This is a genomic window from Priestia megaterium (assembly GCF_009497655.1).
Classification (GTDB): Bacteria; Bacillota; Bacilli; order Bacillales; family Bacillaceae_H; genus Priestia; species Priestia zanthoxyli.
In genome coordinates this window covers 736,793-750,923 of sequence record NZ_CP023317.1, presented here as the reverse complement: position 1 = coordinate 750,923, position 14,131 = coordinate 736,793, and the positions used below count along the sequence as shown (strand labels likewise).

Genomic DNA, 14,131 nt, shown 5'->3' with positions numbered 1-14,131 from the left:
GTTCAAAAATGAACCTTTTTCTTTAGCTTAACGTTGGCTGTGTTTGAATATTCCATTTTAGTGTAGGGATATGGCGATGTTGTTCAAACGCGTATCCGATTTGATAGAGAGCAGCTTCAGCAAAATGTGGTCCTATGAGCTGCATTCCGATTGGAAGCCCATCACGAGAATAACCACATGGTAGCGACAGCGTAGGCAAACCAAGTAAGTTAGATGGTTCTGTTAAGCGAAGGAGCTCCGAACGAACTAACTTCATCTGATTATCAACTCTTACTTTTTCTTCTCCCATATAAGGAGGTAGAATCGGTAGCGTCGGAGCAATTAACACATCTACACTTTCAAATACGTCCTGAAATTCTTTCTGAGCTTGTAAGCGAATTTGCTGCGCTTTTGCATACTCATATCCCGTTACTTTTTGGCTTTCTTCCAGCCTCTCAAGAACGGGAAGCTGATAGTCTTGTCTATACGCTTTCATTCGCTTCTCATGAACCATATAGGCTTCACTTTGAATCGTTTTCGACTGTGCCCAAGATGCTTGTGACAGCATAGGAAGCTCAATAGACTTTACACTTGCACCTAGCTCTTCCAAACACTTCACTGCCTCTTTTAAAGCATTCCCAACTTCTGAATCTAAAGCATCGAAGTAAAAATTAGAAGGTATGCCAATCGTTTTTTTTAAAATAGAAGAACCAATGAATCTACTAAAATGTTCGGTCGGCTTATTTACTGAATAAAGATCTTTTGTATCATAGCCGGCAATTGTTTCTAAAAATAAAGCATTATCTGAAACGGTTCGCGTCATCGGTCCTACATGATCCAACGTTTCGCCAAGTGGAAAAACACCATGCTTACTTACTCGACCAAACGTTGGCTTCATCCCTACGATGCCACATGCAGATGAAGGTATACGAATAGATCCTCCTGTATCTGTACCAATCGCTCCATAACATAATCCAGCTGAAACAGCTGCCCCAGAACCACTGCTCGAACCTCCTGAAATCCTCTTCGTATCGTGCGGATTTTTTACGGCTCCATAATATGAAACATCTCCGCTTGGCCCATACGCAAATTCGTGTGTATTAAGTTTTCCAATCGTAATCGCTCCTGCATGATGAAGCTTCTCTACCACGGTTGCGTCATAATCCGGCGTAAAATGTTGATAAATTTTAGAACCCATCGTCGTTTTCATATTTCTTGTGTATACAAGATCTTTAACGCCAATTGGAATACCATGAAGCGCTCCTTTATACTCGTTATTCATAATTTCTTTTTCTGCTATTTTCGCCTGCTTTACTGCCTCTTCGTTTATCGTTATAAAAGCATTTAAAGCAGGATTAATATCTTTAATACGATCTAGTAAGCACTCTGTAATCTCTACCGGAGAGATCTCTTTATTTTTTATTTTTAAGGATAACGTTGTTATATCCATGTTTAAAATAGAATCTGAATGCATAAGTATATGCCTCCTCTTTTTACTATGATATAAGGTTAGCTACTTTGTTTAACAGGAATGATAGGCTTAATAATACGCTTTCCTGGCTTCACAAAAATCATGGCTATCATTCCAACAACAGCGGCTACGGCAGCTGCAGTAAACATCGCTCCGTATCCACTAGCAGCTACTAACGCACCTGTTAATGTCGGTGCTACAATCGTGGCGATATTTGTAAAAAAGTGCGTAACACCACCAAACGTTCCTGCTTTTGACGGCTCTGTATCAATAATTACTGTCCAATACACAGAGTTGGGCAAGAAATTAAATGCATTTCCAATTGTCATTAGCGTCAGTACTGCTGCTACGCTGTTAACCGTAGGCATGAAAATAAAACAGAGAGCTGTAAAAAATAGAGAGACAACGGCTAATCCAGACCTTGCTATGCGCAGGCTTCCTGTTTTTTCTCGTAAGTAATCAGATATTTTCCCTCCTAACAGCACGGTGATGCAAGCTCCTGTCCATGGAATCATACCTAAATACCATAGTGACCCTAATTGAAAATCAAATGTATCTTGCAAATACTTAGGAGTCCAAGTCAAAATTAAAAAATTCACATATTGAAAAGCAAAGTAACCGATAGCGTTCATGACTAACGTAGGATTTTTAAAGAAGTGATACCAAGGAACAGTTTCTTCATTCTGTCCACTTTCTTTCTCAAACTTTAGCAAACCTTGATTGGATCGTATTTCGGCTAATTCTTCTTGAGAAACTCTTTTATTTTCTTCCGGCTGATTAGTAAATACTTTAATCCAAATCGTAATCCATACAAGACCAATACACCCAAGGATAATAAACATCGTTTTCCAATCTGTAAAAGACAGCAGGGCTACTGCAATTGGAGCAGTTAACAGTGCACCAAGCGGCGTACCAAGTAATCCGATAGAAGCAGCAAATCCTCGTTCTTTCGGAGCTGCCCAGTTAGCCATTGTACGATTAATGGTTGAAAAAGTAGGCCCTTCCGCTAATCCAAATAAAACCCGGAAAACAGCAAATCCAGCAATAGCAGACCCACCAAACAAGGCCATCCCTATTTCACCAGCAAAAGCCGTTCCTATTTCAAATACGGACCAAGCCATACCTGCTACAATCCATACAAATTTAGGTCCTTTCTTATCAGCTAACGCTCCGCCAAATAATGCACCAAACATATAACCATATCCGAAATAGCCTAATATCCCTCCCCATGTTTTAGGATTTAGGTTAAACTCGCTTATAATTGCTTCTTGTGCATACGATATAGCACCTCGGTCGATATAATTCACTACGGTCATAAATACGATCATACCCATAATAAAATATCTGTACTTTCCTCTCATTTTCCTCACTCCCTACGAAAAATATGCTGCCTATAAAACTGCTCTACTTTATTATTAATATCAATTATTTTCTGAAAATTCAATCTCATAAAAAAAGAAACTTATGCGTCTATGCATAAGTTTTTGTGAACGTATTTCTTATAAAAATTTGATAGTTACAGAGTTTATCTCCCTCCTTTTATAATTTATGCACTTTTGCATAGGCATTTTATTTCGATTAAAAGCGGCTTAGCTTCCTACTAATTGTAGACTGATTAACGCCCAGCGCTCTTGCTATTTGTGTAGTGGATTTATATTTCTTCTTAGCCTTTCTCAGCAATTCTTGTTCTACTAAATGAACCGCGGCTTTTAAAGGCATTAGCTCATGAATTTCAATTTTCTTTTCATTTTTTGCACTTACTAGTATGTCACTCATTAACTGTTCTTCTTGAATCCACTCTCCTTCTGTTAATACAAATAATCGCTCTACTAACGCTTTAAGCTCTCGAACATTTCCTGGCCAGCTGTAGTAGTTTTGTAGTTTTTTCAACAGCCTAGGATGTAGCTTTTTCTTACTTTCATACAAGAAATTAATTTTCTCTAAAAAATGTAACGTCAATGGAATAATATCTTCTTTTCTGTTTCGAAGCGGAGGTATTTGAATAGGGATAATACTTAGCTGATAATACAGCTCTTTTCTAAATTTCCCTATTTTTATACTTTCCGTTAAATTAGTTGAAGTCCCCGTAATAAACCGAGCACTAGTATATGAGGATGTTAATTGCTGTTCTACGAGGTAAGATAACTTCAGCTGTAGTGGCAAAGGCAATAAATCAATTTCATCTAAAAAAACCGTACCGCCGCCGGCTTTTTCAATTGCTCCTATTCCCTCCCCTTGCCCAAAAATCTCCTTTTCTATATTAGATAATAAAATTGCACCACAACGAACTGTTACAAACGGCCCTTTGTTCCGTGGACTACGCTCGTGAATGAAATATGCCATGGTTTCTTTACCAACTCCACTTTCTCCATGGATTAACACACTAGATTCTACTAAAGCTGCTCTCTCAGCTCTAGAAACCGCTGTTTTCATTTCTTCGTTTTCGCTCAAAATGTACATCTGCTTTACCTTTTTGTTATTCAACCTTTCCATCTGACCCTGAGGAAGATGTTCAAATGGAGCAATTTTTTTTTCGTTTTGTAAAGACTGGTTCTGTTCCGTAATATCTTTTGAAATATTAACGACTCGAATAATGTCCCCCTTCGTATTTTTTATTGGTGCACCTATTACTTTTAATCGCCTTCCCAACTTTGTAACTTGAATCATTGATACTTTTTCTTTCTTTTCTAACACAAGCCTCGTAATCGATGGACTGTATGCCCCCTCTTTTTCTAACTCATAAACCGTTTTTCCAAGCAACTCTGTTTCCTTGTATCCCCATATCCTTTCACACCCCGAACTTACCTTTAATGTTCTTCCTTCTCCATCAGACATATAAATAGCATCATGAGAAATATCAAAAATAGTTTTTAATTCTCCATCCGCTATTTCATCAATACTATTTAGTTCTTCTCTCTTCCTATTCACGCTGTATCCCCCCTGAGTCTTGTGTCTTAGTATAAATGGAAAAGAGTAAAAACAATAGATATCTTTTATACAAAAAAGCTGTTCGAATACGTACTGTATTCGAACAGCTTGACTTTAAGCTTGAACCGTTTTAAAAAATTGAGGCAAGTAATCTTTATGAGCTTCTAACATCTCATCGACGATTTGTTTAGCTAGTTTATCAGAAGCAACAAGAGGATTAATGGTTAATGCTAAAATAGCTTTGTCATAATCTCCTGTCACTGCTGCTTCAGCTGCAATCCGCTCAAATGACTTAATGGTTTGAACAAGACCGCGGACAGGTACGGGAAGATCGCCGACTGAAATTGGCTTTGGACCATCTTTTGTAATGATACAGCTTACTTCTACAGCAGAATCAGCTGGAATGCTTGCAATAGCGCCATTGTTCACTGTGTTTACAGGTTGAATATCGCCTTTATCCGTATAAATGGATGTAATCAATCGAACCGCTGCATCACTATAATAAGCACCTCCGCGCTGTTCCAATTGAGGCGGTTTAATGTCTAGGTTAGGATCTTTGTACAGTTCAAACAGCTCTTTTTCCAACTGTTTCACGACTTCTGCTCTGGTTTCACCTTTTTCATAATTAACAAGCTCTTTTTCTACCATTTCACGCGTTTTATAATAGTACATGTGATATGGACACGTTAACGCATTTAGCGCTTTTGTGAATTCTGGCTCCCATCCAAGTCCTGCTACATTTTTCACAAAGCTGCTGTTAGTTGGATCACTCAATAAATCAATAACTTGATCTTTGACACTTACACCATCTACATATACATCTAATCCGTAGACCATGTGATTTAAACCAGCAAAATCAATTCGAATGCGAGAGTGGTCTACATCAAGCAGCTTAGCAATCCCCATTTCCATTCCGATTGGCACATTACAAAGTCCTACAATCTTTTTAATGTTACTATAGCGAAGCACAGCTTCTGTTACCATGCCAGCAGGATTTGTGAAGTTAATCAGCCAAGCTTCTGGACATAACTCTTCAATGTCACGGCAGATATCTAAAATAACGGGAATGGTGCGAAGTCCTTTAAATAATCCTCCCGGTCCGTTTGTTTCTTGACCGAGCACCCCGTATTTAAGCGGGATTCTTTCATCTTTCGCTCGTGCATCTAACAAGCCAACGCGAAATTGAGTTGTTACGAAATCCGCATCTTTTAGTGCTTCTCTTCGATTTAACGTTAAATGAACCTCGATTGGCAAACCTGATTTTTTCACCATTCTCTTCGCTAAATTTCCAACAATCTCTAATTTTTCTTTTCCTTCTTCCACGTCTACTAGCCACAGTTCTCGAACTGGAAGTTCATCATATCGTTTAATAAACCCTTCTATTAGTTCAGGCGTATAGCTTGAACCTCCGCCAATCGTTACAATTTTAATACCTTTTGTCATAATGTAATCCCCCCAGAAATTTTGATTGCTTCATATAAATCTACAAATTCAGTAGCCATTTCTTTTACCGTCATCGCATTCATTAAATGATCTTGAGCATGAATCATGAGCAGAGAAATTTCTGTGCTATCCCCTCTAATTTCTCCTTGAATTAACGACGTTTGGATATGATGAGCAGCATTTAATTCTTCAGAAGCTTGTGTAAGCTTTTCACGCGCTTCTGAAAAATCTCCCTTTTTGGCAGCCGCTATCGCTTCCATTGCTGAACTTCTGCCGTTTCCACCGTGTAAGATTAATTTAAAAATATATTCTTGAACGCTTTCCATTCTTTATCCCTCCTCACACAATATCTTTCTGTGTATCACTTGGTACCCCTTCAACTGCAGGCTGTATACCATGTTCTTCAGTGAATTTTTGTTTATCCCACATTCTAAAGAAAGGATAATAAATGCAAACAGAAATGCCGATGTTAATAGCTTGCATAACTGCACCCGATAATTTTCCTCCTGTGGCCAAATAGCCAGAAATAATCGGAGGCATGGTCCAAGGAACCGCAATACCTGCTGGTTTTGCTACCAGTCCTGTCGACATGGCAATATAGGTTGCTACTACCGTCACAAGAGGGGTAATAATAAACGGAATAAGCATCATTGGATTCATCACCATCGGAAGTCCAAAGATAATCGGCTCATTGATATTAAAAAGAGCTGGCCCTATTCCTAATTTACCAAGCTGCTTCATTTGTTGACTGCGCGCTTTTAAAATCATGGCAACGACTAGAGCTAGTGTCGCTCCGCTGCCTCCGATATTAATCCAAATGTCAAAGAACTGCTGTGTGAAAATATTGGGTAATACTTCATGGTTAGCAAATGCAATTCTGTTTTCATCCATAGCTCCATACCAAATTGGAGCCATAATTCCACCGACAATATTCGCTCCATGAAGTCCACAAGACCACATGAGCATAATAACAAGCTCGGCAACTAGCGTACCGCCTAAACTGCCGCCTAACACACCTAAAGGCTTTCCAAGCAATTCTCCAACGATATTATGCAGACTTCCAAAATGCGTTTGTTCTACTAACAAACGTAAAATCCAAATAAATGCTATTACCGTGAAGCCAGGAATAAGAGCGGCAAACGATTTTCCAACAGCGGGTGGAACTCCATCAGGCATCTTGATGACAATATCTTTTTGAATAAACCATCTGTAAATTTCCGTAGAGAGAATCGCGACAATCATTGCTACGAAAAGTCCTTTACTTCCCATTAAAGCGGTTGGAATTCCGCCGTCTACTAAAATAGCTTCTTTAGCGCCGCTTGGGAGAAACGACACTTTATACGGAGTAGCAAGTAAAAAGGCAGCAAGTGAAATAGCACCTGCGGACAAAGCGTCTACTCCATATTTTTCAGCTAATCGATAGGCTATTCCGAAACAAGCAAGCAGCGCCATAATATCGAATGTAGCTCCAACTGGATACGCCATTTTTGTGGCCCATTCTTTTCCGAAAATCCCTGCCATAAAGTCGTTGTAACCTGGTATCGGTAAATTCGATAGTATTAAAAATACGGAACCGATAATAATGAGCGGCATTGTTAGAACAATACCGTCTCGAAGTGCTTGTAAATGGCGTTGACCTGCCATTTTTCCGGCGATAGGCATTACTTTGCTTTCAAGCATACTATTAAATTTGCTCATGTAGTCCACACTCCTATTTTGAAACTAGTTGAGCTGCAAATTTTAACACTTGTTCTCCATTACACGTTCCGTAGTGAACAGGATTTATAACGTCAACTGGCACTCCTTTTTCTTCACCTAGCTTCTTAAGCTGCGGCAGCAAGTAGCGCACTTGAGGTCCTAATAACAGTACATCTGCTTGATCAATATGATTGCGAACAGAGTCACCAGGAACTGCCCAAATTTTATACTCCGTGCTTTGGTCCTGAGCACTTTTTTCCATTTTTGTTACTAGTAAACTTGTAGACATTCCAGCTGCACAACATAATAGAATATTCATCTGTCATTCCCCCGTTTTTTTATTTTGCTATCTGTTTTGTTGATAGTTTTATCTTAAAATAAAAGCGCTTACATTTATACACAACCTTTTTCCGTTAGTAACGGAAAAATTATGTTTGAACATTCAGATAAAAGAAGAAGCCCCTCTCTTGGACTTCTTTTATCTAATATTTTTCATAAATACCTCTATAAACTCCTCATAATCCTTGCACTTTACTAAGCGCTGCACGACCTGCTTGTCATCCACAACGCGAACCAACAAACTGTACATCTTCTGCAAATCGCCTTGATTATTCGCTTTTACACTTAAAAGACAAATAAATTGCACAAGATTTCCTTCCCACATAATCGGTTTTTTTAACGTGCAAATGGCCCAAAACGTCGTATCGGTTTGAGGAACCATAGGATGCGGAATCGCAACGAGATTGCCAAAACTTGTTGGGGATGCAGCTTCTCTTTCAAAAACAGATTCTATAAATTGAAAAGGAACTAGTCCTAGATGAGTTAATTTCTCTCCTAAAAAATGAAGCACTTCTTCTCTTGTTTGAAATTCTTGCTGTAAATATACTAATTCTTTTTTCGTGTATTCTAACGAAGACTGCGGTTTATTCTTCATTAAACATTCAATTTTTTTAAAATCATTGTTTCCTAGAATTGTACTTACTTGTACTACAGGAACAGGAAGATCCTCTGGAATTGGAATGGTACTAACAATAAAATCTAAAGAGTGCAGCGACATTTGGTGAAGCTTATAATACTGAGTTGTTCCTAAAATAGTAAGATTTAATCCAAACGTAGCCTGCAGCTTATATGATAATAGCTTGGCACTCCCTACTCCCGATGCGCATACAATCAAACAGCGCTTAGGCTGATTGATAATTTTCCGACGTTCAATGGCCCCTCCAATATGTAAAGCTAAATAGCCAATTTCCGTTTCATGCATGTCAATTTCAAGGCGATTTTTTAAAACCTTCCCGGCAATAATTCCAGCTTCAAAAGCAAGAGGGTAATGACTCTTAATTCCTTCAAGCATCGGGTTTCGCAGATTCATTCCATATTTATAGCGGTTGATAGCCGGTTTCAAATGCAAACTCATGCCAAGAATCAACTCTGAATCTTCACTAATTCCTAAATGAAGCTCTTTTTCAATTGCTTCTAATATAGCCGCTGTTAATTCATAAATATCTGCGGCAATAAACTGCTTCACTTCTTTGTCTTCATGATTGCTACTGTTGAGCATTTTTGTACCTAGCAAATGAATGGCGATATACGCTGTTTCTGATTTCGGAAAACGAATCTTGAATGCCTTTTCAATTTCCCTCACAATTTCAGCTGCTACTTCATATTCTTTATGCTCCATAATTTCAAGCAAGTCTTCTGAATACAAAGAGATAAAATTTTCTTCTTGTATTCGCTTACAAGCTATTGCTAAATGAATGATTAAATTATTTAATCCAATATCTGAAACCATAATATTGTATCGTTTTATTTGATTTAAAATGTGGGCTTTAATCGTTAAGATTGATTCTTGGGGCAGGATGGATATTTCATTGTATACCATATCTACTTCTTTATCTTTTCGGTTAAATATGTACTCAGACATACAAAATCTCATTTTCATTTCGTCCCCTTTAGCTTTCAAGCCATAGTTAGGACGTTTTTCTAAAAGAATATCATACTTACACAGCTGTTTTTTAACATCTCTTAAATCGTTTTGAACCGTTGATTTGCTAATATATAACTCGTCTGCTAAATCTTCGAGCTTCAAATATCCGTCTGCTAGCAGCAGTCTTTTAATTAAATAATGCACGCGGTCATCAGGAACGGTTGGAATAGAAGTTGAATCAAATAATTGATTAGCCGAAAGTTCTTTTAATAGCTGATGAAATTGTTTTTCATCTAAAACGCTAAGTTCATATCCCGTCCCTCGAGCTGATTTAATTTTGGCCCCGTACTGAGACAACATGTCATCTAACTGTTTTATATCCGTTCGAATAGTTCGAGAAGATACCTGATTTACTGTTGCTAAATATTCGCTCGTAACGGTTGATAATGTAGACTGTACGGACATTAGTTCTCTTAATATGACGATCATTCTTGAATTAAGCATGTTTGTTTCTCTCCATTCTCAGAAGATTTCCCCTTTATAAAATAAATTAAAAGAGCTGGTTATTTTAAACAAAAGCAAAAAATACCTAAACAGCAACAAACAGAAACTACCTTTTCTGTCCTTGCAGCTTAGGTTTTGCCTGCTTCATCAGTAACAACCCTAAAACAATAGGAATAAATGTCTTTATTTGTAATCTATCATTCTTTCTGTTTTTTTTCAATTTCCATTAAAGCGTTAGGCTTAGTGGCATTAATGAAATTTATGGAGTCTGTTCATACCGGTGTAGCCCCAATACAAACGTACGAATTAAAAAATCTAGTGTCTCATCAGTACTCAACGGCATGCCAAATCCCCCTTTTTGCTCCAAAGAAGAAAATCCATGTAAAATGCTGCGGAGACTTCTAACAGCATGAAGGGCTTCACTTTCCGGAAGATGATACGGTTTTAACACCTCCAGCACTAAAAATACGATGTTATCAGATGCTTTTTGTACTTCTTCATCCTGTATCGTTGGTGCCACCGTTGCCGTTGCTTCGTATATTCCGGGAGACTTTCTTACAAATGAAACGTACGCTTTACTTAGCTGATAAACAGCGTCTTCTGCAGAAGCATGTTCAACAGCACTTTTTAGAAGATAGTGTAGCTGCTGCAGTCCGCTTAAAGCCAGTTCTTTGCGCAGCTCTTCTAACCCTTTTATATGATTATACAAAGACGGAGGGCGAACATCTAATTCTTTGGCTAATGAAGCAATTGTAACAGCATAAAACCCTTCACGATTGGCCAAATTTTCACCTGTTTGAATAACCTTTTTGAAATCTAGTCCTTGTCGTGGCGACATCCCTTCATCTCCTCTTTTCTATTTTTACTTTTGCTTGTTGTATTGCTTTTTCCATCATTTTTAGCGGTTGAGAAAGCATTCTTCCGTGTCCAACAGCAAGAAGTGACGGGTTTAATTCATATAGCTTTTCTGCACTTTTAAGCGCTAGCTCTTTGCTCCACGTTCCAAAGGCAGGAAACGGAAACAGCGGTTTTAACTGACCTGATACGGCAACTCCTCCCCGCACTTGGAAAGAATCTCCCGCAATTAATGCGTTCGTTCTCTGGTCTAAAAAAGACATAGACCCAGGTGTATGTCCAGGTGTAAAAATAGGGGCAAGTGAGCCTATATAAGACTCTTCTTCGATGAAATGATCAATTTTAGTTGAAATCTTTCCTAGTTTTGGTATTCCTCCACGGATTGGGTTTTGAGGTTCTTCAGAATTGAGTGTGAAGTCTCCTGAAAATAATCGATAATCTCTTTGCGACATATAAACAGAAGCATTCGGCAAACTTTTCTTCACATTATCAATCGCTCCGATGTGATCTTCATGAGTATGAGTAAAAACAATTCGAGTAATCGGTTTTCCAATTTGATCTGCAGCTTTCAAAATACCTGACGCGCTGTAAGGAAGAGCCGCATCAATTAACGTAAGACTGTCTTTCTCTTCGACTAAATAACAATTCACTGGAAAAAACCGAGGCAAAAACGTCAATTGATACAACATTTTCTCACGAACTATTCTCATTTCCTCATCCCCTATTATCAAAATAAAAACTAATGGTATTAGTTTTTATTTTAACTAATACCATTAGTTTTATCAATCATATATTGGAAAAAACAAAAAAGAGTGTGAGACATAACGAAATCGAGTGAATTTAAAGACGAACAAATGGAATAAAGGAGCTCGTATAGATCACTTGTTACACCGTCCCCACAAAAAAATCCGAACGCGGCTGATTCTTGATAGAGAATCAACCGCGTTCGAATCTTACTTTAACTAAACTACTTTTGCCCTAATTAAACGTCTTTTCTTTCTCCCGTAGCAGCCACTACAATCGCACTGCCTTTCTTTAACTCTTCTTCATATTTTTTTGTTTCGTCTTTTGATAAACCTAGCGCAGCCATTTTTGTTCGAAGCTCATCTTCTCTTGTTAAAAATAAACTCGCTGCTGAATGTAAAGGACCTTCTTCAGACAGTCGAATAATATTTGTGTCCGTTACTTCTGTTAAATTTTTAGAATTTTCCTTGTCATAGGTAAACACGTATACTTCATTTTTCTCAAAACCTTTATCTGCAAATTGATTAACTGCTTCGTTAATATTCGCTCCGTTTTCTACTACTTCAACATGTTTCATTATTTATAACCTCCTGTTTCTATCGCACATCTTTCTTTTATACTTAGCAAAAGAATGAACTTCTTACTACTATATATACCCGTTTTCAGAAAGGAAAACCCGCATTTAGTGCTTTACGGAGAGTTTGAATATCATTCCATATTATCCTTTAATCGGATGTATATCTCTTTTGATTAACGTATCTAAAACAATCATTCAGCTTATTTTCAGCTACCATTCATAAAAAATTCATCTGCATTGCTTATTATAATAAAGAAAAAAGGCGCTAATCAGGTACTTTCTACGCATAATGAATGTCTGTGTCAGAGTAAGCCGGATATGAATGCAACCATTCATATCCGTTTTTTTATATGAAAGAACTTCTAACAACATCCTGTCCTTGCACCTTATAACATACTATAATTCTCCGTATTAACTAAAAATTCAGGTTATATAGGAGGTTACAAATGAACAGCCATCCACAGCCACAGTTAAAAAAAGAGTTAAAGATCCGGCATATCACCATGATTTCTCTTGGAGGAATTATTGGCGCTGGATTGTTTATTGGAAGCGGATCACTCATTAACACCGCTGGACCCGGCTCTATTTTTTCGTACGCATTTGCTGGTTTACTCGTTATTTTAGTCATGCGAATGCTTGGAGAAATGTCTACTGCAAATCCTTCCAGCGGTTCGTTTTCCACTTATGCAAAAGAGGCATTAGGCCCTTGGGCCGGCTACACAATTGGCTGGCTCTACTGGTTTTTCTGGGTTATCGTTATTGCTGTTGAAGCCATTGCAGGTGCAAATATTATTCAATACTGGTTCCCGTCTTTACCGTCTTGGGGAGTTAGTCTGACTCTTACTTTTTTATTAACGATGACCAATCTGTACTCTGTTAAATCTTTCGGAGAATTTGAATATTGGTTTTCTCTCATTAAAGTTGTCAGTATCGTTCTTTTTTTACTTTTAGGTATTGCTATTATTTGTGGATTCATTCCAGGAATTGATTCTCCCGGCACTTCCAATCTTTTGCATAAAGGCGGCTTTTTACCGAATGGAATTAGCTCTGTATTTTTAGGAATCGCCCTTGTCATGTTCTCCTTTATGGGAACAGAAATTGTTGCAACCGCGGCAGGTGAATCTTCTCAACCTGAAAAAGCCATTACCATTGCGACCAATACCGTTATTTATCGTATTTTATTTTTCTATTTAGGATCTATTTTTATTTTAGTAACCGTTCTTCCGTGGAATTCATCAAGCCTAATGAAAAGCCCATTTGTCTCTATTCTTGAATTAGTAAACATACCGGCCGCCGCTCAAATTATGAACTTTATTATTTTAACAGCTGTCCTTTCTTGTCTGAATTCTGGTTTGTATACAAGCTCTCGTATGCTGTTTTCCATGTCTCAAAATGGTAATGCGCCAAAAAGCTTTTCAAAATTAAATAAAAAAGGCGTACCGGTTAGCGCGATATTAGCATGTACAGTTATTTCGTACATCAGCGTCATCTTTAACTATATTTCGCCAGATAAAATCTTTTTGTTCTTAGTGAATGCATCAGGCGGCGTAGCCCTTCTTGTGTACCTCGTTATTGCATTTTCACAAATTAAAATGAGAAAAAAATATGAAAAAGAAAACCCTGAAGCATTAAAAATTAAAATGTGGTTGTTTCCTTACTTAACTTACGCTACAATCCTTGCCATCACTAGTATCTTTATTGCCATGGCATTTATTGATTCATTGCGTTCGCAGTTCTTTTTAACTCTTTTAATTGCTTTACTCGTCGTAGGTTCGTTTTTCTTTCAGCGTACCAAAATGACGAGCAGCTTAGCAGCAAAAGAAAACACATCAAAATAAAAGAGGTTGAGACATAACGAAATGGATCCAACCTAAAGATGAACAAGTGAGATAGATGAGCTGGACTGCTTATGACACCGCAGTTGATTTCCGTGCAAGGCTTCGCTTTCCGCGGGCGGGCGCTGTTCCCGCAGGAGTCTTCGCCTTGCCCTCCAATCACCTGCTAGAAG

12 protein-coding genes are annotated in these 14,131 nt (G+C 38.0%); 1 reads left to right on the top strand and 11 read right to left on the bottom strand.

Annotation, left to right across the window (positions count from 1 at the left end; translation table 11 throughout):
* Positions 1-22: 22 nt before the first annotated feature.
* From CEQ83_RS03930 to CEQ83_RS03880, 11 genes are all read right to left on the bottom strand, one after another.
* The gene (locus CEQ83_RS03930) at positions 23-1,453 is read right to left on the bottom strand and encodes an amidase (RefSeq protein WP_223546315.1); all 1,431 of its coding nucleotides are present in this window, start codon (positions 1,451-1,453) and stop codon (positions 23-25) included.
* Between the two features lie 35 nt (positions 1,454-1,488).
* Complete coding sequence (locus CEQ83_RS03925; RefSeq protein ID WP_098113870.1) at positions 1,489-2,811, bottom strand: MFS transporter; 1,323 nt, start codon at positions 2,809-2,811, stop codon at positions 1,489-1,491.
* 217 nt (positions 2,812-3,028) lie between these two features.
* Complete coding sequence (locus CEQ83_RS03920) at positions 3,029-4,378, bottom strand: sigma 54-interacting transcriptional regulator (RefSeq protein ID WP_098113869.1); 1,350 nt, start codon at positions 4,376-4,378, stop codon at positions 3,029-3,031.
* Between the two features lie 114 nt (positions 4,379-4,492).
* Positions 4,493-5,821, bottom strand: coding sequence for a 6-phospho-beta-glucosidase (locus tag CEQ83_RS03915; protein ID WP_034269418.1), 1,329 nt, complete (start codon positions 5,819-5,821; stop codon positions 4,493-4,495).
* Positions 5,818-6,147, bottom strand: a complete 330-nt coding sequence (locus tag CEQ83_RS03910) for a PTS lactose/cellobiose transporter subunit IIA (RefSeq protein ID WP_034269415.1) — start codon at positions 6,145-6,147, stop codon at positions 5,818-5,820. Before CEQ83_RS03910 ends, CEQ83_RS03915 begins: the two co-directional genes overlap by 4 nt.
* Before the next feature lie 13 nt (positions 6,148-6,160).
* Complete coding sequence (gene celB, locus CEQ83_RS03905; protein WP_098113868.1) at positions 6,161-7,519, bottom strand: PTS cellobiose transporter subunit IIC; 1,359 nt, start codon at positions 7,517-7,519, stop codon at positions 6,161-6,163.
* Between the two features lie 13 nt (positions 7,520-7,532).
* Positions 7,533-7,838 carry a PTS sugar transporter subunit IIB gene (locus CEQ83_RS03900; RefSeq protein WP_028412318.1) on the bottom strand — a complete coding sequence of 102 codons (306 nt, stop codon included), beginning with the start codon at positions 7,836-7,838 and terminating at the stop codon, positions 7,533-7,535.
* 159 nt (positions 7,839-7,997) lie between these two features.
* A complete protein-coding gene (locus tag CEQ83_RS03895) occupies positions 7,998-9,947 on the bottom strand; it encodes a BglG family transcription antiterminator (protein ID WP_033578082.1) in 1,950 nt (649 codons plus the stop codon).
* Positions 9,948-10,206: 259 nt separating this feature from the next.
* On the bottom strand, positions 10,207-10,785 hold the full coding sequence (locus tag CEQ83_RS03890) for a TetR/AcrR family transcriptional regulator (RefSeq protein ID WP_047751634.1): 579 nt from the start codon (positions 10,783-10,785) through the stop codon (positions 10,207-10,209).
* A 4-nt stretch (positions 10,786-10,789) separates the two neighbouring features.
* On the bottom strand, positions 10,790-11,512 hold the full coding sequence (locus tag CEQ83_RS03885) for an MBL fold metallo-hydrolase (protein ID WP_028412321.1): 723 nt from the start codon (positions 11,510-11,512) through the stop codon (positions 10,790-10,792).
* A gap of 272 nt (positions 11,513-11,784) precedes the next feature.
* Positions 11,785-12,123 (bottom strand): YflT domain-containing protein, encoded by a 339-nt coding sequence (locus tag CEQ83_RS03880; protein ID WP_048020044.1) that lies wholly within the window; start codon positions 12,121-12,123, stop codon positions 11,785-11,787.
* A gap of 446 nt (positions 12,124-12,569) precedes the next feature.
* Between CEQ83_RS03880 and CEQ83_RS03875 the strand changes: the two genes are divergently transcribed.
* Positions 12,570-13,961 (top strand): amino acid permease, encoded by a 1,392-nt coding sequence (locus CEQ83_RS03875; RefSeq protein ID WP_098113866.1) that lies wholly within the window; start codon positions 12,570-12,572, stop codon positions 13,959-13,961.
* Positions 13,962-14,131 lie beyond the last annotated feature (170 nt).

Excerpts from the sequence above, each read along its gene's own strand:
- CEQ83_RS03930 (WP_223546315.1), bottom strand. The coding sequence starts at position 1,453 with ATGCATTCAGATTCTATTTTAAACATGGATATAACAACGTTATCCTTA.
- CEQ83_RS03925 (WP_098113870.1), bottom strand. The coding sequence starts at position 2,811 with ATGAGAGGAAAGTACAGATATTTTATTATGGGTATGATCGTATTTATG.
- CEQ83_RS03915 (WP_034269418.1), bottom strand. The coding sequence starts at position 5,821 with ATGACAAAAGGTATTAAAATTGTAACGATTGGCGGAGGTTCAAGCTAT.
- CEQ83_RS03910 (WP_034269415.1), bottom strand. The coding sequence starts at position 6,147 with ATGGAAAGCGTTCAAGAATATATTTTTAAATTAATCTTACACGGTGGA.
- celB (WP_098113868.1), bottom strand. The coding sequence starts at position 7,519 with ATGAGCAAATTTAATAGTATGCTTGAAAGCAAAGTAATGCCTATCGCC.
- CEQ83_RS03900 (WP_028412318.1), bottom strand. The coding sequence starts at position 7,838 with ATGAATATTCTATTATGTTGTGCAGCTGGAATGTCTACAAGTTTACTA.
- CEQ83_RS03895 (WP_033578082.1), bottom strand. The coding sequence starts at position 9,947 with ATGCTTAATTCAAGAATGATCGTCATATTAAGAGAACTAATGTCCGTA.
- CEQ83_RS03890 (WP_047751634.1), bottom strand. The coding sequence starts at position 10,785 with ATGTCGCCACGACAAGGACTAGATTTCAAAAAGGTTATTCAAACAGGT.
- CEQ83_RS03885 (WP_028412321.1), bottom strand. The coding sequence starts at position 11,512 with ATGAGAATAGTTCGTGAGAAAATGTTGTATCAATTGACGTTTTTGCCT.
- CEQ83_RS03880 (WP_048020044.1), bottom strand. The coding sequence starts at position 12,123 with ATGAAACATGTTGAAGTAGTAGAAAACGGAGCGAATATTAACGAAGCA.
- CEQ83_RS03875 (WP_098113866.1), top strand. The coding sequence starts at position 12,570 with ATGAACAGCCATCCACAGCCACAGTTAAAAAAAGAGTTAAAGATCCGG.